This is a genomic window from Sporomusa acidovorans (assembly GCF_900101845.1).
Taxonomy (GTDB): Bacteria; Bacillota; Negativicutes; order Sporomusales; family Sporomusaceae; genus Sporomusa; species Sporomusa acidovorans.
Genome location: NZ_FNAM01000039.1, coordinates 31178 through 52283 on the forward strand (window position 1 = coordinate 31178; position 21106 = coordinate 52283).

At 46.2% G+C, this 21106-nt stretch carries 20 protein-coding genes and 1 pseudogene; 11 read left to right on the forward strand and 10 right to left on the reverse strand.

From position 1 onward, the window contains the following. Window positions 1-257: 257 nt before the first annotated feature. The 3 genes from BLR65_RS21425 to BLR65_RS21435 all read right to left on the reverse strand — a co-directional run bounded on the left by BLR65_RS21425 (window position 258) and on the right by BLR65_RS21435 (window position 3368). Window positions 258-1094: a TIGR04282 family arsenosugar biosynthesis glycosyltransferase gene (locus tag BLR65_RS21425; RefSeq protein ID WP_093796225.1), complete on the reverse strand. Its 837-nt coding sequence runs from the start codon at window positions 1092-1094 to the stop codon at window positions 258-260. A 52-nt stretch (window positions 1095-1146) separates the two neighbouring features. Then, window positions 1147-2166 (reverse strand): potassium channel family protein, encoded by a 1020-nt coding sequence (locus BLR65_RS21430; RefSeq protein WP_169716963.1) that lies wholly within the window; start codon window positions 2164-2166, stop codon window positions 1147-1149. A 278-nt stretch (window positions 2167-2444) separates the two neighbouring features. After that, the gene (locus BLR65_RS21435; RefSeq protein WP_093796227.1) at window positions 2445-3368 is read right to left on the reverse strand and encodes a 4Fe-4S binding protein; all 924 of its coding nucleotides are present in this window, start codon (window positions 3366-3368) and stop codon (window positions 2445-2447) included. A 161-nt stretch (window positions 3369-3529) separates the two neighbouring features. Between BLR65_RS21435 and BLR65_RS21440 the strand changes: the two genes are divergently transcribed. From BLR65_RS21440 to BLR65_RS21485, 11 genes and pseudogenes are all read left to right on the forward strand, one after another. Next, window positions 3530-4453 carry a LysR family transcriptional regulator gene (locus tag BLR65_RS21440; protein WP_093796228.1) on the forward strand — a complete coding sequence of 308 codons (924 nt, stop codon included), beginning with the start codon at window positions 3530-3532 and terminating at the stop codon, window positions 4451-4453. A gap of 110 nt (window positions 4454-4563) precedes the next feature. Beyond that, entirely contained in the window at window positions 4564-5076 is a 513-nt protein-coding gene (locus BLR65_RS21445) for a DUF6803 family protein (RefSeq protein WP_093796229.1), read from the forward strand. Window positions 5077-5211: 135 nt separating this feature from the next. After that, window positions 5212-5919 carry a hypothetical protein gene (locus BLR65_RS30555; RefSeq protein ID WP_218130654.1) on the forward strand — a complete coding sequence of 236 codons (708 nt, stop codon included), beginning with the start codon at window positions 5212-5214 and terminating at the stop codon, window positions 5917-5919. Between the two features lie 12 nt (window positions 5920-5931). After that, window positions 5932-7092, forward strand: a pseudogene (gene cdhC, locus BLR65_RS30560) (CO dehydrogenase/CO-methylating acetyl-CoA synthase complex subunit beta); the annotation flags it as partial. Between the two features lie 224 nt (window positions 7093-7316). Then, window positions 7317-8036 carry a DUF421 domain-containing protein gene (locus BLR65_RS21455; protein WP_093796230.1) on the forward strand — a complete coding sequence of 240 codons (720 nt, stop codon included), beginning with the start codon at window positions 7317-7319 and terminating at the stop codon, window positions 8034-8036. A 97-nt stretch (window positions 8037-8133) separates the two neighbouring features. Further along, a complete protein-coding gene (locus BLR65_RS21460; RefSeq protein WP_093796231.1) occupies window positions 8134-9531 on the forward strand; it encodes an FMN-binding glutamate synthase family protein in 1398 nt (465 codons plus the stop codon). A gap of 221 nt (window positions 9532-9752) precedes the next feature. Further along, window positions 9753-10799 carry a type III polyketide synthase gene (locus BLR65_RS21465; protein WP_093796232.1) on the forward strand — a complete coding sequence of 349 codons (1047 nt, stop codon included), beginning with the start codon at window positions 9753-9755 and terminating at the stop codon, window positions 10797-10799. Beyond that, window positions 10793-11329 carry an isoprenylcysteine carboxyl methyltransferase family protein gene (locus tag BLR65_RS21470; protein ID WP_093796233.1) on the forward strand — a complete coding sequence of 179 codons (537 nt, stop codon included), beginning with the start codon at window positions 10793-10795 and terminating at the stop codon, window positions 11327-11329. Before BLR65_RS21465 ends, BLR65_RS21470 begins: the two co-directional genes overlap by 7 nt. A gap of 81 nt (window positions 11330-11410) precedes the next feature. Further along, complete coding sequence (locus tag BLR65_RS21475) at window positions 11411-11620, forward strand: DUF1657 domain-containing protein (RefSeq protein ID WP_093796234.1); 210 nt, start codon at window positions 11411-11413, stop codon at window positions 11618-11620. Between the two features lie 141 nt (window positions 11621-11761). Beyond that, the gene (locus BLR65_RS21480; protein ID WP_093796235.1) at window positions 11762-12706 is read left to right on the forward strand and encodes an acyl-CoA dehydratase activase-related protein; all 945 of its coding nucleotides are present in this window, start codon (window positions 11762-11764) and stop codon (window positions 12704-12706) included. Beyond that, window positions 12672-13745, forward strand: a complete 1074-nt coding sequence (locus BLR65_RS21485) for a hypothetical protein (RefSeq protein ID WP_093796236.1) — start codon at window positions 12672-12674, stop codon at window positions 13743-13745. Before BLR65_RS21480 ends, BLR65_RS21485 begins: the two co-directional genes overlap by 35 nt. 178 nt (window positions 13746-13923) lie before the next feature. Here the strand turns inward: BLR65_RS21485 and BLR65_RS29985 are convergent, their stop codons facing one another. From BLR65_RS29985 to BLR65_RS21520, 7 genes are all read right to left on the reverse strand, one after another. Continuing rightward, on the reverse strand, window positions 13924-14265 hold the full coding sequence (locus BLR65_RS29985) for a hypothetical protein (protein WP_176772784.1): 342 nt from the start codon (window positions 14263-14265) through the stop codon (window positions 13924-13926). A gap of 79 nt (window positions 14266-14344) precedes the next feature. Further along, entirely contained in the window at window positions 14345-15091 is a 747-nt protein-coding gene (locus BLR65_RS21495; RefSeq protein ID WP_093796238.1) for an ABC transporter permease, read from the reverse strand. Further along, window positions 15088-15891: an ABC transporter ATP-binding protein gene (locus BLR65_RS21500; RefSeq protein WP_093796239.1), complete on the reverse strand. Its 804-nt coding sequence runs from the start codon at window positions 15889-15891 to the stop codon at window positions 15088-15090. Before BLR65_RS21500 ends, BLR65_RS21495 begins: the two co-directional genes overlap by 4 nt. Window positions 15892-15908: 17 nt before the next feature. Next, complete coding sequence (locus tag BLR65_RS21505) at window positions 15909-16997, reverse strand: ABC transporter substrate-binding protein (protein WP_093796240.1); 1089 nt, start codon at window positions 16995-16997, stop codon at window positions 15909-15911. Window positions 16998-17115: 118 nt separating this feature from the next. Further along, the gene (locus tag BLR65_RS21510; RefSeq protein WP_143122628.1) at window positions 17116-18819 is read right to left on the reverse strand and encodes an ASKHA domain-containing protein; all 1704 of its coding nucleotides are present in this window, start codon (window positions 18817-18819) and stop codon (window positions 17116-17118) included. Window positions 18820-18825: 6 nt separating this feature from the next. Next, window positions 18826-19866 carry a uroporphyrinogen decarboxylase family protein gene (locus BLR65_RS21515; protein WP_093796241.1) on the reverse strand — a complete coding sequence of 347 codons (1041 nt, stop codon included), beginning with the start codon at window positions 19864-19866 and terminating at the stop codon, window positions 18826-18828. Then, the gene (locus BLR65_RS21520) at window positions 19863-20945 is read right to left on the reverse strand and encodes a uroporphyrinogen decarboxylase family protein (protein ID WP_093796242.1); all 1083 of its coding nucleotides are present in this window, start codon (window positions 20943-20945) and stop codon (window positions 19863-19865) included. Before BLR65_RS21520 ends, BLR65_RS21515 begins: the two co-directional genes overlap by 4 nt. Between the last annotated feature and the right edge of the window lie 161 nt (window positions 20946-21106).

A 21106-nucleotide genomic window follows, 5' to 3' on the forward strand; every position in this document is an offset into this window, starting at 1 on the left:
CGGCAGTGAAACGGACTGCAATTGAATGGGACGCAGCATTGGCGGTGCTTCCGATGTTTCTGCCATTCGATTATTTCCGGATATTCTTTGAGAAAATGGTTATTGTTATTTTTCATTTGGATAAACCTCCACTACTCTGATATTCCATAATATGCAATATAGCAGGAATGGAGAAATTAAATAGAATAAATAAAGCGCTGCAGCGGATTGCAAGCGCTTTGGAAACAAAGCAAAATAAAGATTGATTTATCTGTAATTCAGTCAATAATTGCGGATACAGGGGCTGTAGTCTGGATTCCTAATTCCTCTAAATAATGCAGGGTTCTTGTTGGCAATGTAATGGTAGAGTCGTATTGTTTGGCAATTTTTAGTGTGTTTAATACAGGAATTAAGCTGGCCAAGTCGGCCGGCAAGTCAATATCGGGAATCATTTCAACGATGCCAACAGGAATAGTCTGCTCGGCTGCCTTAAAAGCGATCATGTCCAGAGCGGTTATGCCGTCCTGATTATAAAAAACACCATTAAACGAAAAGGGCGTAGCATACGTATAGCCGATTAAATTAAAGCCGCCTTCCTGATCGACAGATTCAATGATTCCGGCACCAATTGCAGGACTGACGATGTTAGTTTTTTTAGCGCAGGTAAATGCCTGGGGAGTGGATGCAATCGCTTCAAGTTTTTTTACAGCTTCTTTAAGGGTTGCCGGTTGCAGTGTAGGAGTATCTCCGCCTAAAATGAAAACACTGTCGGCCAGCCTGTTATCGGAACCATTCTTAAATATGTAATCAACAGCGTATTGCATGCCTTGGTCAAATGATTTTCCTTCGTCGGGGAAGATGTCTTTCAGCGCTTGAGCACCAAAGGTGGATTTAACAAGTTGATGTAAGTAGTCCCTGTCGCCGTTCAGGTTATAACAAATATATACATCGCCGCAATCCGCCGCAATACAGCTGTCGATTACATCCAGCAGTGAAGCCTCGTAAAACTCTTTAGCTTCTTCCACTGTAAAAATGCCGCCGCGTTCGGCTGTTAGTCTGGTTTTATTGTCGCCGGCTTTGGGGACTTTTGCAAATAGAACAATCGCATTTTTCAAATTTCTGTGCCTCCTGTTGTTTGTAAAGTTATCACGGCAAGACTGGCGCCATTCAGTCAATACAAAAATCGCTAAACGCCAAAGAGGTATTGGCCAATCGCTTCAGTAGCTGAACAGACTCCGGCGGACCGACCACAATTAAAATATCTTCAGCTAATATTATCTCTTTTTTTATGGCTGTAGACAGAAATTGATGATTCCGGTTGATAGCGACAATCAGTAAATTAAGCCCTTTATTCGCCCAGATTTCCTGAGCCGTTTTTCCTACAAGTTCAGATCCTTTGCCAACACGGATTTCGGCCAGATCAACATGAAGCTCCTGATTATAAAACATATTTTGCAGGAAATCGTAAGATGCCGGATGAGTAATGGCCGCCAATATCTGCCTGCCGCCGGAAATAGAGGGGGATATAATGGTCGTTGCACCGGCCTGTTTTAATTTCGATTCAGCTTCTTCTTCTTCGGCTCTGGCCACAACCATAATGCTTGTATTCTGGCTTTTGGCCGATAAGGTTACATAGACGTTATCCGCATCATTCGATAAGGCGGCAACGAGGACTCTTGCCTGTTTGACGCCTGCTGCCTGCAAAATTTTATCCTGTTTGGCATCACCGCAGATGACCAAGACCTTATCTTCAAGCAATGACTCCACGCTATCAAGGTTTTCTTCGATAACGACACAAGCTATATTACTGTTGCGTAAACCGGAAATAACTTGTTGTCCTACTCGGCCGGCACCACAGACGATCACATGATGTTTAAGCTGGGCGATTTGTTGCAGCATGGTACGCCTCCCAAAGAGATTTTTGATATGTCCCTCGACCAGCACGCTCACCAGTAGAGTAAGCGTATAGCCGGCGGTGCCAACGCCAAACACGATCAGCAAAATAGCAAAGGCTTTTCCCAGTGGTGTTACCGGTACTACATCGCCATAACCGACTGTAGCCACGGTTGCAACTGTCAGATAAATGGCATCCAGCCACGGTAAGTGTTCAATTAATACAAAACCTGTGATTCCGGCAGATACAACTAAAGCAAAGTAAGCCACAGCCATCCGTAGCTGCTTAAACAAACTATCGCATCCCAACATTTCCCAATTCTGTTGCTGAATATATGGCTATTGGATTCATTTATCCGTGTGAACGGGTGAATGAGCAATATCTCAATAATTTATTCCATGCTTTTATCTTGAATCCTTGTTACGTTTTTATTGATTATAAAATTTATCGTATTTTCCGATGGGAGGCCGTAAAAGAAGATTCCCCGTCAGTTGCGGTATTAGAACAACTGGTGGGGAATCTTCTTATCATACGTTATGATTCATCAGCGGGCGTCTCATTCGGTAAGAATTTAGCACTCTAAAATCTCTTGTTTTCTATCAAGGATTTCGGCTGATAATACTTCCGCCTCTACGTTTTTAAAACCAAGTCTTTCGATGGTTTGCGAAAAGCGTTCACCGGCTTTGCCCTTTTCTTTATAAAAGAGAATAGCTTTTTCAATTACTGTTAAAACTTCTCCTTTATCGGCAAAGGTTTTGTTTAACGCTTTACCCTGAGCTACGTTTTTGCCCCATCTCCCGCCAAAACAGATCTTATAACCCTGTTTACCGTCTTGAATCGCATCAAAGCGGCATTTTCCAATACAGCGTCCACACTTTTTACACTTGTGAGGGTCAATTTCCAAAACACCGTCTACAACAGTGGCAGCATTGACGGGACAAGCTTCAGCGACAGCACATTTATTGCAGCCTTTACAGACAGCTTTATCAAAAATAGGGGCCATTTGACCAATAATGCCTATATCATTCAAGTCAGGCTTTACACAGTTGTTCGGACAACCGCCTACTGCAATTTTAAATTTATGGGGTAGTTTTACGCCGGCAAAGCCGTTATAAAACCTTTCGTGAATTTCTCTGGACAAAGCGAAGGTATCAATGCGTCCATATTGACATGTCGTTCCTTTGCAGGAGACAACAGGACGTATTTTAGCGCCTGTGCCACCGGTAACGAGTCCTTCTTTGGCAATATAGGATCGAAAGTCTTCAATTTTTTCATAGGGAATACCCTGGCATTCTATGCTAAGTCTTGTTGTAAAGGTAAGCATACCATTGCCGAATAATTCAGCGGCCTCGGCAATACATTTGGCCTGAGCACCCGTAATGACACCATTTACGGTTACAACTCTCGCTGAAAAGTTGTCTGTTCCCTTGTTGCTTAAAAAACCAAGTGCTTTTACCCTTTTTTCATCTTCAGCACTAATTGTTAACGCAGACATTTTTTACCCTCCAATTCTATTCTCTCATAGACCTTTTGTAGTAATTTATCAATTTCTATATCAACAATATACCACTTGTTAATTAATAATAAAAGTGATATTATTTTATGATAATTATAGGTAAAACCTATTAATATAAAAAGGTCTTTAAGGAGAAAGAAATGACGATAAGACACTTAAAAATCTTTATTGCTGTGGCTGAAACCGGTAAAATGAGTGCCGCGGCAGCTAAATATTTTATTTCTCAGCCTACTGTAAGTCAGGCAATCAGAGAGTTGGAGACCCATTATGGAGTCTTATTGTTTGAAAGAATTTCAAAAAAGCTATATATAACGGAAGCCGGAAAAAATCTGCTGACTTATGCCAGAGTCGCCGTAAAGCAATTTGATGAGTTGAATACGTACATGCTGATAGAAGGCCATGCCGAAAAAATACGGGTTGGCGTTACAGTAACGGTCGGATCATGTATGTTGCCGTCTATGTTAAATCGTTTTCAGGAACGGATGCCGCAGGTGGAACCTTTTGCGTATATGAATAATACCAAATCCATTGAAGATAAAATTTTGCAAGCGGAATTGGATATCGGGATTGTGGAAGGACAGGTCAAAAGCCATGATTTAGTCAATTCTCCTGCCGTAAAAGATTATCTTGTTATCGTATGTGCTAATACCCACCGCCTTGCGGGACGCAAGCGAATTTCGGTAAAGGAACTCGAAAATGAGCGCTTTGTAATGCGGGAAGAAGGAAGCGGTACCAGAGAATTATTTGAAAATTACATGCAAAATAACGGTGTAAAACTGAAAATAGGCTGGGAAATAACCTGTCCAGGGGTTATAAAAAATGTTGTATTAGAGAATGACTGCCTGGCGGCAATATCCATAAGGCTGGTGACCGAAGAAATAAAAGCTGGCCGGATGTACGTCATAAAGAGTCGGGAAAACGCCTGGGACAGATCGTTTAATATCGTTTATTATAAGAATAAGTATATAACCGAAAGTATGAAGGCTATTATGGAGATTGCCAGGGAATATGACAACGCAGATTTCTTAAAGGGGATACCAACGGGAATTCTGGTGAATGAGTAAAGGTATATATATATACATAAGTTTTTCATATCGTCTTCATAAGTTCTTCATAATCTCCTGTTACAATTGTTTTCAACAAACGCCCGCAAAGGCGGAAAGGAGAATGAAGAATGAACATGACCCATTATATGGAACTTCTGGCTGTCAATCAGCCGTGGAATCTCATTATCTACATGGTGATCCCGGTTGCGTTGGCGGAATCCCTGGTAGCCACTGAGTTTTTCGTGGTTTTTAACAGGGGGAAAGCCGCTGGGGCTATGCGTACATTAAACAAATACATTGGCATTGTCCTTGGTTTTTATTTCCTGGGCATATTTCTCAACCTGATGATTACCGCAGTGCCGGGTATGCCTTGGCGCGGTACGGCAGACGTACTGGCTGTTGGTTCGTATCTAAGCGGTGTTATTCCGCTCATGGGTATTGCGCTGTTGGAATTGGGCCTTATTGGCCGCGGCAAAACCGAGGACGAGAAGCTTAAACTGCATTTTATTTTGCTCACGGTGTTTCTTGTGGTTGCTCATGTTGCCATGGTATTTGGTATGGTAGACCCCACTATTATGGGCTGGACGCCAAATGGTTCAACCATGAACCACAACATGCCCATGAATCACAATATGCATTAAGCAGTATAAAAAAGATGTTTGTTCACAATCTTTGCAGGATTATAAGGGAAAAAATAGAATAAAGTATGTGTAAAAAACAACGTACTCCTTAAAGAAAATAACCTACGGCCGGAGCCGGGACTTGGTAATGCCCTATTGTCTGGAGAAGCGACTTTGTATGCCGGTGAAATCATTGAGGCGTTACGTTATGTAGATGACGCAAAACCTGATGAGCCTCCTTATACCGGTTTTTTGCCTGAACGTATTTTGCGCAAATTCGGCGTACCGCTGGTTGACGGCACGATTCCCGGTGTTGCTGTTATTACCGGCAAAGCAAAAGACGCCAAAGCCGGTGCGGCGCTGGTTAAGGATTTACAGGCCAAGGGCATTCTTGTCATGCTGGTTAACGATATTATTGAACAATGTATAGAGGAAAATATTAAAGTTGGCGTTGATTATCTGACTTTCCCACTGGGAAAATTTACCCAGATTATTCATGCGGTTAACTTCGCTGCCCGTGCCGGTTTAGCCTTTGGCGGTGTTCCTAAAGGCGAACGTGCCCGGATGCTGGAGTATCAAAAGAACCGTGTTCCTGCTTTCGTAATTGCACTAGGCGAGCTGGATGCCGTTACGGTGGCAATTGGCGCCGGTGCGCTGTTCATGGGTTTCCCGATTGTTACCGATCAGGCTTTGCCGCCTGAATTGACAATTTCGGGCCTGTTGGAGCCTGAACCCGATTATGGAAAAATTGTCAAACTGGCCTTGGAACTTCGCAACATCAAGCTCAAAATAGTGGATATTCCTGTGCCTATTACTGTGGGCCCGGCTTTTGAAGGGGAAACCATCCGCAAAAAAGAGGCCTGAGTTGAATTTGGCGGTGGCCGTGCTCCTGGCTTTGAGCTTGTTCGCATGTGCAGCGCCGATGCGGTAGAGGATGGCAAGATCGAGGTTATTGGGCCGGAGATTGACGAAATGCCCGAGGGCAGTGTGTTTCCCTTGGGAATTATGGTGGATATCTATGGCCGCAAAATGCAGGAAGACTTTGAAGGCGTACTGGAACGCCGTATTCATTATTTTATCAACTACGGCGAAGGACTGTGGCATGTGGCGCAGCGGGATTTGTGCTGGCTGCGAATTAGCAAGGCGGCTAAAGCTGCCGGTTTTAAAATCCGTCATTACGGGGAACTTTTAATTGCTAAGTTTAAATCCGATTACCCGGCCATTGTTGACAGGGTACAGATTACTTTAATTACCGATGCCAAAGTGATTGAAGAAAAAATTGTCATCGCCCGTGAAAGGTACCAAGCCCGTGACGCCAGATTGAAGGGCCTTACCGATGAATCGGTGGACACATTCTATTCCTGCACACTATGCCAGTCCTTCGCGCCTAACCATGTTTGCATTGTTTCGCCTGAACGCGTTGGTTTGTGCGGGGCGGTGAGCTGGCTTGATGCCAAGGCTTCGAATGAAATTACACCGACCGGGCCTAATCAGCCAATTGTTAAGGGCGAATGCCTTGATGAGCAAAAAGGCATGTGGAAAAATTTGAATACCTTCCTCTACGGTGCCTCCCACCAGACACTGGAAGAAGTTAACCTATATACTCTGATGGACAGGCCGATGACTTCCTGCGGCTGCTTTGAAGCTATCATTGCCGTACTGCCGATGACGAATGGGGTGATGCTTACCACCCGTGAACATGCCGGGGAAACGCCCTGCGGCATGACCTTCTCCACGTTGGCAGGGACTTGCGGCGGCGGGGTACAGACCCTGGGTTTCATGGGAGTTGGCCGTCGTTATATAATAAGTTCCAAGTTTATTCCGGCCGATGGTGGTTTAGGACGTATTGTCTGGATGCCGAAAGAATTAAAAGATTATCTGAGAGAGGAATTGACCGAACGGGCTGTCGCTCTTGGTCTGGGAACCGACTTTATCGACAAAATTGCCGATGAGACAGTAGGAACTACGGAAGAGAGTATCTTGCCCTTCCTGGAGGAAAAGAAACATCCGGCGCTGACAATGACACCCTTAATGTAAAAAAATAGTAAAGCAAAGATAGATTACCCCCGCAGTTTACTTGACTGCGGGGGTAATCTGTTATGGATGGCAAGTATTGCAAGGATTTTTGCCACTCTGGCTTTTCCCCTTTAATGAAGCTGCGGGTTAGCTGGTTTGCATTCAATTTGCTCAGCAGGAACATATCTTCCTTGCGTTTTGTGCAACCTATAGTATATATGAGCTCACAAAGGGAGGAACAGAATATGGAATGGCACGAAATAATGCGCGATACCTGGCAGACCTCACTGGTATTCATAGGTCTGCTTATATTTACCCGTGTACTTGGCAAAACACAGGTTGGTCAATTGACTTATTATGAATATATTAGCGGGATTACCATTGGTTCACTTGCCGCCAACATCGCAGCGGCTGATGCCGATAAAGTGTGGAACCATTATTATGATCTTATTTTATTTGTTGCCCTGACGTATGCAGTATCAGTTGTTACGATTAAAAGCCGGCCCTTAAGAAAATTAATTGACGGTTCTCCGACCGTTATAATCGAGAACGGCAAGATTATTGAAGAAAGTATGCACGGCCTGCGCTATGATCTGGACGAATTGCATAGCCAACTGCGCGAGCAGGGGATATTTGATCCCGCCGAAGTGCAATATGCTGTTTTAGAAACGACCGGAAAATTGAGCGTGATAAAGAAGTCGGACTATCAGCCTATGACTAAAAGTGATTTTAATATTCACTTGCCTGATCCTATGTTCCCGGTGGAATTGATTATGGATGGGGTTGTTATTGAACGCAATTTACAAAAACAAAACTATTCCAAGGAATGGCTGGAAGAACAATTGGCAGCCAGAGGCATTTCTGCTATAGCGGAAGTGACTTATGCAGGGATTGATTCTAAAGGACAATTATTTGTTAATCCCAAAGTCCACTCAAAATTGAGTATAAGTCAGGCCAGTAAATAGAAGCAAGTTTGGGCAGTAATGAAAATATGGAGCATTATTGGCTGTATGGTGTAAAAATGGCAATAGTGCGCAAACTAATCATACGGAGGTGTCAGGTATGTTGCTAAGTTGGATGATGATGAAAATGATGGATCCGGCCATGGATGAGATAATGGCCAAGATGCTGACCGAGGATTATCCGGATAACCCTTTTCTATTAGTGACAGTTGCCGAAAAACTTTCTCCCCGGGCAGTTATGGAGGCGGCTATCCGGGCCGAACTTGGCAAGGAATTAACGCGACCGCTGGGCAGTCCGGTGGTATTGTCACCTTGGGATAAAATTCTGTTAAATCCCAAACAATTATTCCAGCTACCCACGGAAGATTATACGAAGGTAACTACGAAAACGGTCATTGGGCCAAATGCCAAAAGACCTTTAACACTGGAGACGCCTATTATGATTACGGGGATGTCCTACGGAGGATCGTTAAGTCTGCCCATGAAGGTTGCGCTGGCAAAAGGTGCATCTATGGCCGGTACAGCCACCAATACAGGTGAATCGGCGGTTACGGATGAAGAGCGGCAAGCCGCCAGGCTGTTGGTAGGGCAATACCACCGTGGGGGAATGTTAAGCGGCCAGGAGCAATTGGGCATGCTCGATGCTATTGAGATTCAACTTGGGCAGGGTGCCTGGGGCGGAGCCGTAGACGAGCCTATGCGCTCTGAACAGATTGGCCGGCACTTACAAAAAGCCTGGAAGCTGGAAAAAGGCCAGGATGCCACCGTATATTCCCGTATGCCCGGCAAGAGTACGTCGCAGGATTATATTCAAATGATTAATAAAATGAAAGCTCAGTATGATGTTCCGATAGGAGTAAAAATTGCCGGAACTGATTATATTGAGTATGAATTAGCCGTTATTGCCCAAACACAGGCTGATTATATTGTTGTAGACGGCTCGGAAGGCGGGACGGCAGTAGCCAACCCGACGCTGCAGGATAATGTTGGGTTACCGACTTTTCACACATTAGTGCGTACCGTTGACTGGCTTACCCAGCAAAACCTTAGAGACCGCTTTAGCGTTATTGTGACAGGCGGCATGACAACGCCGGGGCATTTTCTTAAAGCATTGGCACTTGGTGCTGATGCCATCTATATTGGCACGATTGCCTTAATGGCTGCCATGCATACCCAGGTGGCCAAAACTTTGCCACAGGCACCGCCTTCGCAAATGGCACTTTATACCGGGAAAATGACCGACAAGCTGGATGTAGATAAAGCTGCCAGACACCTGACTAATTTCCTGACATCCTGTATGATTGAAATGCAGCTGGCCGTTCAGGCGGTTGGCAAAACCGCTTTTAAAGAACTCGACCGCACGGATCTGGTAACAGTTGATAAAAATCTGGCGGAATTTGCCGGTATCCGTTATGCCGGCAGCCAGCGTGAAGTGCAATTGCCGGGCATTGGCCAGGTGAATGAACAATATCAGTCACCTAGCCTGCAGCTACAATAATAGACGCAGGTAGCAGACCTCTCCGGAAATTTTTTGGGAGAGGTTTGTCTGTATGTTCGCCGTATAGAAGCTGGCAGGCATAGGCGGGTGTCAATATCTTTAGTACGCTGGATATATATGGTATTTTTAGCGGCTGAGATAATAAGATTAAATAGAGATATAGTCTCCTAATTGCGGCATGGTAATGGACAAGGTAATTTCAGGAAAAGGCTGGTGATTCAATGAAGGGAGTCAAAATCCGGTCTGTTGGGACGGCAGTTCCACCGCATGCGTTATGCCAGAAGGATATCAAGAAAACAGCTGCTGCTTTATTTAACTCACATATCCAGCATCTTGACCGGCTGCTGCCGGTGTTCGAAAACAGCTTAATTCAAACCCGCTACCTTTCTCAACCGCTTGCTTGGTATAGCGATATCCATCCTTTTGCCGAAGCAAACCGAATTTATGAAGAAGTGGCTTTAGCTTTGGCTGAGCAAGCGTCCAGGCAGGCTATTGACCGGGCCGGAATCGCCGAGCGGGATGTGGGGATGGTGGTTTTTGTATCGTCAACCGGTATTGCAACGCCTACGCTGGATGCCAAACTGATTCAGCGGTTGGGTTTATCGCCCCATACGTACCGGTTGCCGGTTTGGGGACTGGGCTGTGCGGGCGGAGTGGCGGGGCTTGCCAGAGCGGCGGAATTAGCCAAAAATTATACCCGGAGTGCGGTATTACTGGTTACGGTAGAATTATGCAGTCTTACTTTTCAGCGAAATGATTTTTCCAAGGCTAATTTGATTGGAACCAGTATTTTTGCCGACGGGGCGGCAGCCGCTATCATCGCGGCCGAGGGAAACGGGCCTGAGGTTTTGGGCAGCTACAGTACGCTGTTTCCCAATTCAGAAGATATTATGGGATGGGAACTGATAGACACCGGATTAAAAGTGCGATTTTCCCGCGATATTCCGAGTATTGTCAGAAAAGAACTGCCGGCGTTGGTTGCCCAGGCCTGTGACTTGTGGGGCATTACCCACACTGACATTCAGCATTATGTAGTCCATCCCGGCGGTGCGAAGGTATTGCAAGCCTATACCGAATGTTTTGGATTACATAATAACGATTTGGTAAGCGGCTATGAAGTCCTTGCCAATTATGGCAATATGTCAAGTTCATCAGTATTTTTTGTCCTTGAGCGGTTTCTGGCGTCTACGCCGCCGGCGAATGAATATGGCATTATGCTGAGTCTAGGTCCGGGATTCAGTGCGGAACAGGTGTTATTCCGATGGTAAAGACAGTAATTTGGTTTATGTTTGCTGTTATTGTCACGCAGCGCCTGGTGGAATTGGCTGTTGCCCGGCGCAACAGACTTTGGGCATGTAGAGCCGGAGCCAGGGAATTTGGCGCCGGCCATTATCGTTGTTTTTTTTTGCTGCATGCTATCTGGCTGGCGGGTTGGGTTGTTGAGGGAAGTTTGTATAATAATTTGTCGGCGGTATGGTATGTATGGCTGGGAGTGTTTTTGAGCGCGCAGATTGTAAGGTATTGGTGTATTGCCAGTCTGGGAAGGCATTGGAATACACGCATTTTGATCATACCCGGCAGCACGCTAATCCGGCGCGGGCCCTACCGAATGCTCAAACACCCCAACTATTTGGCGGTTGCAGTAGAATTAATGAGTGTGCCAATGATTTTTGGGGCAACGATCACGGCGGTTCTGGCTACCATGGCCAATGCGGTGCTGCTTTTGTACGTTCGCATTCCGGCAGAAGAGCAAGCATTCCAGGTACTTGCCGCTACGGAAACAGAGAAAGAGTTGTAATATATTTCCACTAATAAATAAAAGGCAGTCTGTACATTAATAATAAATGGAGCATTAAGATACTTTTAGGAGGTATATACTGTGACTGTAAAAAAGGACTTAGAGAAAGCGTTAGCTGCTGCCCAAGCTGCCAAAGGCACGTACGCAACTTTTGCCACATCCACGGACGACCAAGGTGCTCAGACAATGTTTGAGCAAATGGCCCAGGACATGGATCGGCATATTGCCCAGCTTAACAGCCGCGTAAGTGAAACGTCGGAAACTAAATTAAGCAATCGGCAACAGGAGTAATAAGGAGGTAGATACCTACCTCCTTACTCCAGATGAAAAGTATAACTTTTCCTGGATAGAACGACTAAAGCTTCTACCTGCAGCCTAAAGGACTTGGTACAAGCCAAGTCTTTTTTAACTAAGATACAAAAGGTGAAACAAATGAGTGTTAAGGTCGGCATTCCCCAAGCATTACTATATCACGAGTTTGGCGGTTTCTGGCTGGAGTTTTTTCAGAACATTAGAGTACCGGTGACTCTTTCCGGTAATACCAATAAACAAATATTAGACCGGGGGATGTCGCTTGCTATTGACGAGTCTTGTATACCATTGAAGGTTTACTTAGGTCATGTAGAATCCTTATTAAACACATGCAGTCATATCTTCATACCTCGCATCGCCCAGTATTATCCGGACAATCATTTTTGTGCAAAGCTTGCCGGTTTACCGGATATTGTGCAAAATACGTTTAGATTGACTGGTAAAGAATTACTTAGTCCCAATATTGAAAATAGTTCCCAGGCTACAGTAGTAAAGGCCGTTCGTACGATATGTCAGCCGTTAGGTTTGTCTGCCATTAGCGGACAGCGGGCATACTACCAAGCCCGAAAAGCCTGGAAGGATAATATCCCGCTTCAATCTGACCACACGGCAAAGGCTAAAATCGCGGTGATTGGTCATAGTTACATAATAAAGGATGTTTTCTTCAATAATGATATTGAAAAATTTTTTAAGTCTCAAGCTGTAGAGATTATCACTCCGAACGATTTGCCAAACAAAACAATTTATGAGGAAGCCAAAGCATTTCGACAGGATATTTATTGGCAACTGTCAATGAAAATTGCCGGTGCTACCCGGTATTTTTGCCGACAAAGCGATATAGCAGGTATTATTATGGTATCAAGTTTTGGCTGTGGTCCCGATTCACTTGTTAACGAATACTTGGAGCATCATATTCTCAAACCAAGTAATAAGCCACATATGGTGATTACTATTGATGAGCATACCGGCAATGCCGGGCTTATTACGCGGGTTGAAGCCTTTTGGGATATGGTATCAAGGAGGTTAAAGCTTGAAGATAAGTTATCCTCATATGGGCTATCTTAGTATACCGGTCTACAACATGCTGACAAACCTTGGTGCTGAAGTTATTGAAGCTCCGTCAATTTCCGCGAAAACGGTTGAGTTGGGTTCAATGTATTCACCGGAAGGTGTATGTTTGCCCTACAAAATAAACATGGGTAATTTTTTGGAGAGTATGGATAAGGGTGCAGATACATTTGTAACCGTGTGTGGTGCCGGAAAATGCCGCTTAGGATTTTACGGTGCTGTGCAAAAAATTCAGCTTTCTAAGACTAAAAATGTGAAATTTTATACGATTGATACCAACCATCTCTTCAACGGGTTATATCACTTTTTACAAAGTGTGGCGCCTCAAGTCAGTCGCTTGAAGATCGTAAAGCAGCTTACTATGGCAATTAAGATACTAAAAGCTCTTGATTCTATCAACAATGCCAAGAATTTTTATGGATCGCGGTCTAATAAGCCGGATATTATCATTGATATAGCGAATAAATCAACGAGAGAGTTTCGTAATTGCCAAACTTTTAGAGATATTAAGGACAAGCAAGATCAGATTATTCAATTGATAAGGACAATGAGTGAACCTAGCGCTTGTCAAAAGCCGAAGGTTGGCTTAGTTGGAGAATTCTATTTGTTGGTCGAACCTTATGTCAATTATAGAGTGGAAGACATATTGCTTCAACAAGGTATAGAGGTCAAAAAGTTTGTTAATACAGGGGAATGGGTTTATTCAAATACGTTATTAAGCTCACTGGGGCTATACAACGAGGAGAAGGTATTTCAGAAGCAGGCTAGGCCCTATCTTAATCATCATATTGGCGGTGACGGGCTAAAATCAGTAGGGAGTATGTTATGGTGCGCGCGGAACGGTTATGACGGAATTGTCCATATATATCCATTTGGCTGTATGCCCGAAATAGTAGCTCAATACGCACTCAGGAATATTGCTCAAGACTTCAATTTGCCCTTATTGTCCTTAAGTGTTGACGAACACTCCAGCGATGTGGGGGTTCTCACTAGATTGGAGGCATTTGTCGATTGTATCAGACGAAGAAAAAAATAGTGTACGCAAAGTGGTATCATATTCTTCGTAAAGGAATATGATACCGTTTTTTAGTGTTTTCTGTCCATATTGGTTGGCAAGGTAAACAGTAACCGAAATATACTTTACTACATATACGAAACTCTAAAAGTGTCAATGGGCTTCCCTTATCCATATTATGTAATAACCGTAACTTTTTTTATTGCGGTAATTTCATAGGAAGGGATGAGTGAAGTGCCAAGAGATGAATGGGAATCTCCTGAAATTGATGAATGGGATGAAGAGAATGAAGAGGATGAATCCTACGATTTTCGTCAATGTTTCCCGATAGGCTGTTCTCCAAATTTTTGTAACCCACGCCGGTTTTGTTTTCCGCGTCAATGTTTTCCCAGATTCTGTTTTCCACGTCAATGCTTTCCTCGATTTTGTTTTCCAAGACAGTGTTTTCCAAGACAGTGTTTTCCAAGACTGTGTTTTCCAAGGCAGTGTTTTCCAAGACTGTGTTTCCCGCGGCAATGTTTTCCAAGACAGTGCTTTCCACGTCGATAAGAAAGGAAAGAGGCCAGTATTTCGACTGGCCTCTTTCCTTTGAGCAGGGTTACAGAACGTTTTATTGATTTTCATTGCTTCCGCCAGCGCAGCAGGTAACCGGTAAAACGCTGGTATATGGTCATTAATGTGAGCACAACGGCACCAATAACAATGATCCCGGCAACCACCCGGGGATAATCGGCAAAATCGGAAAAGTATTTTACATACCAGCCCAGACCGCTGGTGGCGCCAATCATTTCGGCTGCTGTTAACAGGATAAACGCCAGTACCAGACTGATGGCGCCGCCGCTGATAATATGCGGCATAGCTCCGGGCAAGAGGATATGGATAAGCATGGATTTCCTGCTGACCCCGATGGTTCTGGCAGAGTCGACAATGCCTTTTTCCAATGACTCTACACCCGCTACCGTATTCATAAATAAGGGCCAAAACGCACCGACGAAGATGATAAAGACGGAGGACTGGGTAAAAGTGGGTAGTATGGCGATGGCATAGGGAATATAGACAATGGGCGGGATTGGCCCCAGCACATTGGTGGCCGGTTCAATCGCCAGTCTTAACCGTCGGTTCCAGCCAACAATTAGCCCTAGCGGAATAGCAAGCAGCGTAGCCAGGGAGCAACCCCAGAATAACAAATTAAAGGAACTGAGCAGACTTTTCAAGAATACCTCGCGGTCTTCGAAAAGCAGGTGAAGAACTTGCAACGGTTGTGGGAAGAGCTGGGAATCAAGCAGTTTTAACCAGGCGGTACTTAACTGCCAAAGGAGTAAGATGGCAATTCCTAAGAGCAGGCGGTCGCGGCTGGTTTGGCTCATATGCCTGCGCCTCCTTCCACCTGTTGGAGCTCTTCTAAAATTTCTTGTTGCAGCAAAGAAAGAATTTCGTTGCGCAATTCAATATAACGGGGATCTTTTACTAGGAAAAAACGCCGCCGGGGGCGGGGAAAAGGAACCTCGACTGTCTTTACTACCCGGCCGGGACCGGGAGTAAAAACGGCAATGCGGTCAGCCAGATATAAAGCTTCATCAATATCATGGGTGACCAGGAATACGGTTTTTTTGTTGCCATCGCCGGTCCACAGCTTGAGCAGCAGATCCTGCAGACTTACCCGGTTTTTGGCATCTACCGCGCCAAAGGGTTCATCCAGCAGGTAGACAGGCGCATCAAGAGCAAAGGCTCTGGCGATCGCTACCCGCTGACGCATGCCGCCTGACAGTTCACCCGGGTATTTATGGCTGTAGCTGCTGAGACCGACCAGTTCCAGTAATTTTTTTGCTTTTTCTTCAGCCGGTTTACCTTTGGAGCGACCTGACTCCCGGAGAGCAAAGCTAATATTATCAAGGGCAGTCATCCAGGGAAATAACGAGTAATCTTGAAAGACGACGGCCCTATCCGGGCCGGGGGCAAGAATCGGCCTATCTTGTAAGGTAATACGGCCACTTGTGGCGGCTGTTAATCCAGCGAGCAACCCGATGGTTGAACTTTTGCCGCAACCGCTGGGACCGACCACTGCCAGAAATTCTCCCTGGTCAATGGACAGCGACAGATTGGCTACAGCCGGACACTCGTCGCCCGGATACGTAAGGGATATGGATTCAAGCTTTAGTAAGGCCACAAGCATCCTCCTTGTTCTTAGAGATCATTAACCTGATAGTCATTAGCCAGTTTTTGATAGGTAGCGTTTTGCGGCTCGCGCTGCAGTAACTGGTCGAGCGCTGTTTTGTATATTTCCGTGTTAACATGCTTGGCGATATCAATATCACTTTGGATGTAACCAGCCGCTTTCATCGCTTCCCAAAAAGCAATAAAGCGTTTCTTGTCAGGGTCGGGAATGCTATGGATGCGGCCGCCGTAAAGTCCTTTCTTGAGCAGCTCTTTGTCCAGTTTGACATATTTCCCGGCAATAGCCAAAGTTTCTTCCTGGTTGTTGATATAAAAGTCATAGGCGCGGATGCTGGCGCGGGCATAGCGGATATAGGCTTCTTTATTGCTTTGCAGCTTATCTTCCAGCGCGACTACCCGGCAGCATACATGACCGTCCATATATTCAGAAGACCAGGTAACAATTTTTAGCCCTTGTTGTTCAGCCATTTCTGAGAAGGGAACCCAGACCAGACCGGCATCTGCCGCGCCTTTTTTTACTGCTTCCAGCACGGCGGTAGGGGAGTCTAATTCTTGAATGGTAACCTGGTTTTTCCAGTCAATACCGGCTTTGCTCATGGCTGATCGCCATACAGCATCACCGGTTGCCAGACGAACAGTGGCTACTTTTTTGCCAATAAAGCCTTGGGGAGTGGAAAATTGTCCGGCATTTTCCGGTTTGGCCACAACGGCGTGGCCTTCGCTTTGCATGCCGCCAATATCAACAAAAGGTGTACCTTTGGCAATGAAAACCTGCGGGGCGGCTGTACCGAAGGAACCGGCATCCAGTTTACCCGCTTTAATGGCATTTAGCCCTTCACCGGAGTTGGTAAACTGGAATAATTCGACATCCAGCCCCTCTTGCTCGTAAAAACCTTTCTCTTTGGCAACAAAATAAAGGATATGGCCAACAGCCGGCAAATAACCAATTTTAAATTTGATTTTGTCAGCGGGCGGGGATGCTTGGCCGGACGATGGTTTTGCTGACTGATCAGCTTTTTGCTGGCCGCAGCCGGCAAGCAGTAAACTAAAGATTAGGATAATAGCGACGCTGGCAATAATGAGACGGTGCTTGTGCACAGATAATCACTCCTTTTCTTTCGGTAAGAGGTTTTTATAAAAGAGATTAGAGCATCCGCGATTGTGATCTGCCCCGATAACAAAGTAAGTGAGAAAACTGCCGGTATGGAGCTTAGACTCAGAAATTTAGGCAGCTTACAAAGGTTTTATCAAAATCACTGTAGGTAGCCAGTTCTAAAACCTCGACTTGCTTTACCAGATCGGCCGCTGTTTGCCGGGAACGACGATTTAGGAGCATGGCCTGCCCGCCTGTTTTAGCCGTATTGCCGAGAAAATCAATTTTGCCTGTAAAAGCTTCAGGCAGCATACCAATGTTAATCAGACTGTCGGCATTGAGATGAAAACCAAAAGATCCGGCAATCAATACACGGTCAACCTGGGCGGTGCTTAAGCCGTTGGCAGCAAGCAGGCATTCCATACCGGCACGAATGGCTCCTTTGGCAAGCTGCACCTGGCGGATATCCTTTTGCGATACATAGACGGATTGCTGAATGGTAAAAATGGTTTTACTGTTTTCTTTTTTTAATCGCCGTTGTAAAGGATGCGTATGATTCAGTTCCAGCCCGGTAAACTTCCCGCTTTTGTTGATCAGTTTGGTTCTGACAAGTTCACCGACAATATCCAGCAGTCCACTGCCGCAAATGCCGACAGCCGGGCTATCGGCAATGGTTTTTACCGCTACGTCGCCGGTAGGGGCTACTTTGAATTTTTCGATGGCGCCAGGGGCGGCCCTCATGCCGCAGGCAATATTCATGCCTTCAAAAGCCGGGCCGGCCGCCGTGGAGGTTGCCGACAGACGGCCGTCAACCGCTAAAGCCATTTCACCATTGGTACCAATATCGACAAACAGGGTAGTTCCTTTCAGATTGGCCAAATCTGCGGCCAGAATGCCGGCAGTGATATCGGCCCCCACATAGGCCGACATAACCGGCGGCAGGTAGATTTGGGCAAAAGGAGCAACCGTAAGGCCAATAGCGGCTGCCGCATGATAGCTACCACCCCAGAGAACAGGCATGTAGGGGAATTTACCCAGAGAGGCGGGATTGGTATTCAGCGCCAGGTGCAGCATGCAGGTATTGCCGCTGAAGATGACTTCATAAATGCTTTGGGGCCGTATGCCGGCATTGTGCGACAGTTCATTGATCATTTTATTGATAGCCTGAACAATCTCTGTGTGCAGGGTGGCTAAGCCGGCGGCAGAATTGGCCATTTTTATCCGGGATAAAACATCCTGGGCATGCAGGCTCTGCGGATTGAGAGCCGATACGGTAGCCAGCTCATGGCCGGTGATCAGGTCAAAGAGCGCGGCTACCAGGGTGGTTGTGCCAATATCAACAACAAGACCATGAGCGGTTTTGGCCGTATTGCCTGGTTCTGTTCCCAATGGCGAATCACCGGATAATACTAAGGTTTTATCCTCAACTGGTGCGTATTCTTTAGTTATCACTGGATCAAGTGTTACTGCCAAGTGGTGTCCTTCGCTTAAGATTTGCACATCATGTTTATCCTGCCGGTCAAGAACAAAAATATCAATAACGGTATTGTCAGCGGGTTGCGCCTGAATCTCAGCCGTACACCCGAGAACAATGCCCTGACTCATTTCTTCTGGGGTCAGGGTATGAAGGCAACCCGGCAATACGCGAATTGTCTCAGGGGGAGAGGAAGGAATGCGAACTTTGCATTTGCCGCAGGTGCCGGCACCGTTGCAGGGGGATTCAACCAGAACCCCGGCAGCTCTGGCGGCAGCAAGAACGGTGATATTGTCATGGGCGACAAAGACAGTTGACTGGTTGGTGTCCTGCCAAAAGCGTAATAGCGTCACCGGTTATTACCCCCCCTCTTTTGTGCGAATCGCTTTGACTGTTTGGGTCAGGGATTGGATGTTGATTAACGGGCTGGAGGTACTTAAGCCGCAGGCTGGGGCAATGATGTTGATGCCTTGCTCCAGCAAGTTTTTCGTTTGTATAGTGACTTTTTCCGCTGATCCCAGTTCTAAGAGATACGTGCTGACATTTCCCATTGTCGTAAGTTCGGGAAACTCATCCTTAAGAAGTTTTAGATTGACAATCGCATCGGTACTGACCGCATCGGCTTTAAGTTTCGGAAGTAAAGATTTTACGCTGTTTACGTTGCCGCAGATATGAATAATAACCGGAACACCTCTTTGGTGAATGGCGGTGACAAGCTTGTTAATGTAGGTGACGGCATAATTGGCAAACATCTTCGGCCCCAGAATCTCACCGGTTGCGGTCGGGTCGGCAATCGCGATGGCCGCAGCGCCATGGTCAATCAATTTGTAGGCAAAACCGCTCAGCAGTTCGGTTACATAGTCAAACACGTGGTGCGCATTCGCGGCATCGCGATACAAGTCTTTTAAGAACCGTACCGGATCTACGATGGAAGCGGCTGTGCTTACCGGACCGGTCAGACTGCCGACGACCGGAATATCGGGATATTGGGCGGATAAAATCGAAGTCGCCTCGCAAACAACGGGTATCCGTCCGGAAGTGAGCATGGCCCGGATATCCTTAAACTCCACTTGCGCTGCGGAAGCATAGGCTTCCCGGCTTATTTTGGGTTCACATTCCCGTGTGCCCAAATCAATTTCACTTCCCAGCACTTCGGCTTCCACCGTCATGCAAAAAGGAAGTCCAAAGTTCTCAAAGCCGGTGTGATGGTGTACGGCAGCAGCCAACTTGGCCATTAAAGCAGCGTCCGCGTGGGCGGCGGGCAGGAATTGGCCACTGCTGGTCGTCACATCGACGATGGCGGCGTTCATCATGCCGCCGGGGCAGATGACAGGCGGCCGGTCATGCGGCTGTTTATTCAATACTGCCAGTAAACGCGCTTTTTCGGTTACTACTGTCATTGGGACCACCTCTGCTCCAGGCGACTGAGTTTTTCCGCGGTGATGGGATAACCAATTTCCCGGACGGCGTCAAGCATAGCATCGATATTGCTGAAAGGAGTCTCGGTCGGCAGGCTGCAGCCGGAAGCCACAATATAGCCTTTAGGATTGTCATAAGCTTCGCGGACACCGCTTAAAACAGCCAGACGGATATCTGCCGGCGTGCCTTGCAGCATCGTTTCTGAGGGCTTAACATTTCCCATTAGTCTGAGGCGGTTGCCAACTTTGTTTTTGGCTTCTGTGAGGCTGGCAGCGTTGTCAATACTGATGCAGTCAGCGCCGGCATCAGCCATTTGTTCCCATACCTTGGCGGTTTTGCCGCAAATATGCAAGGTTACCGATTTGCCGCGAGCATGAATATAATCAATGAGTTGTTGCAGATAGGAGAAGGAAAACTCTTTAAATTTCTGGGGGCTGATGATGGTTGCTGAGGACATCGGGTCAGTCAGGCTAGGGGTACAGCCAATATCAATAATTGCTTTCGCATAGTTAAGGCAGGTTTCCAACGACAGACGGCATAACCGGTGAACAGCCTCCGGATTCTTGGCAACAAGCCGGGCCAAATTTTCGGCGCCGATTAAAAAGGAAGCGTTAGTAAAAGGGCCGGTAAGCGCCCCGGTTACGGCGACTTCGTTGCCTACCTCATCAACGGCGATTTTCATGGCTTCCAGATGAATGGGCAGATGACCGTCCTTATAGGGGTCTGCCGGCTTAAGGCTGTCAATCTGACTGATATCGTCCAGCGCCGGTTTGGCTAAATAGGCTGTTTCGTCCTCAGGATAGTAAACCACCGAACCCATAGCTTCGGCCTGGCCGTAGAGGTCGGTAAATATCCGGATGATATCATAGCCAAACCGGCGGTAAGCGGCAATCTGCGCCTGAGCCAGCAATTTTCCGCTATTAGGCAGCTCACTGACTTTGACACCGATTACTCTTGCCGCTGTGTTGCCCACAATGGGAACGCATGGCAGACGGTCAATTGGTTTTCCCTGGCTATAAGCAGTCAAGCGTTGAAGCGGTGTCATTAGGTCTTTAGCCATTTGACGCCACCACCTTTTGGATGTTCATTTTTCATTGCTCCTTTCATGGATTGATGATAAAGTAGACTTAGCCGCTCGCCTGTGCCCTTTAGAGTATATTGGGAGTCTTAGAGCGGGTTAGTCTCAGGATAAAAAACAAAAGAAGGCCAAAAGGAACGTTG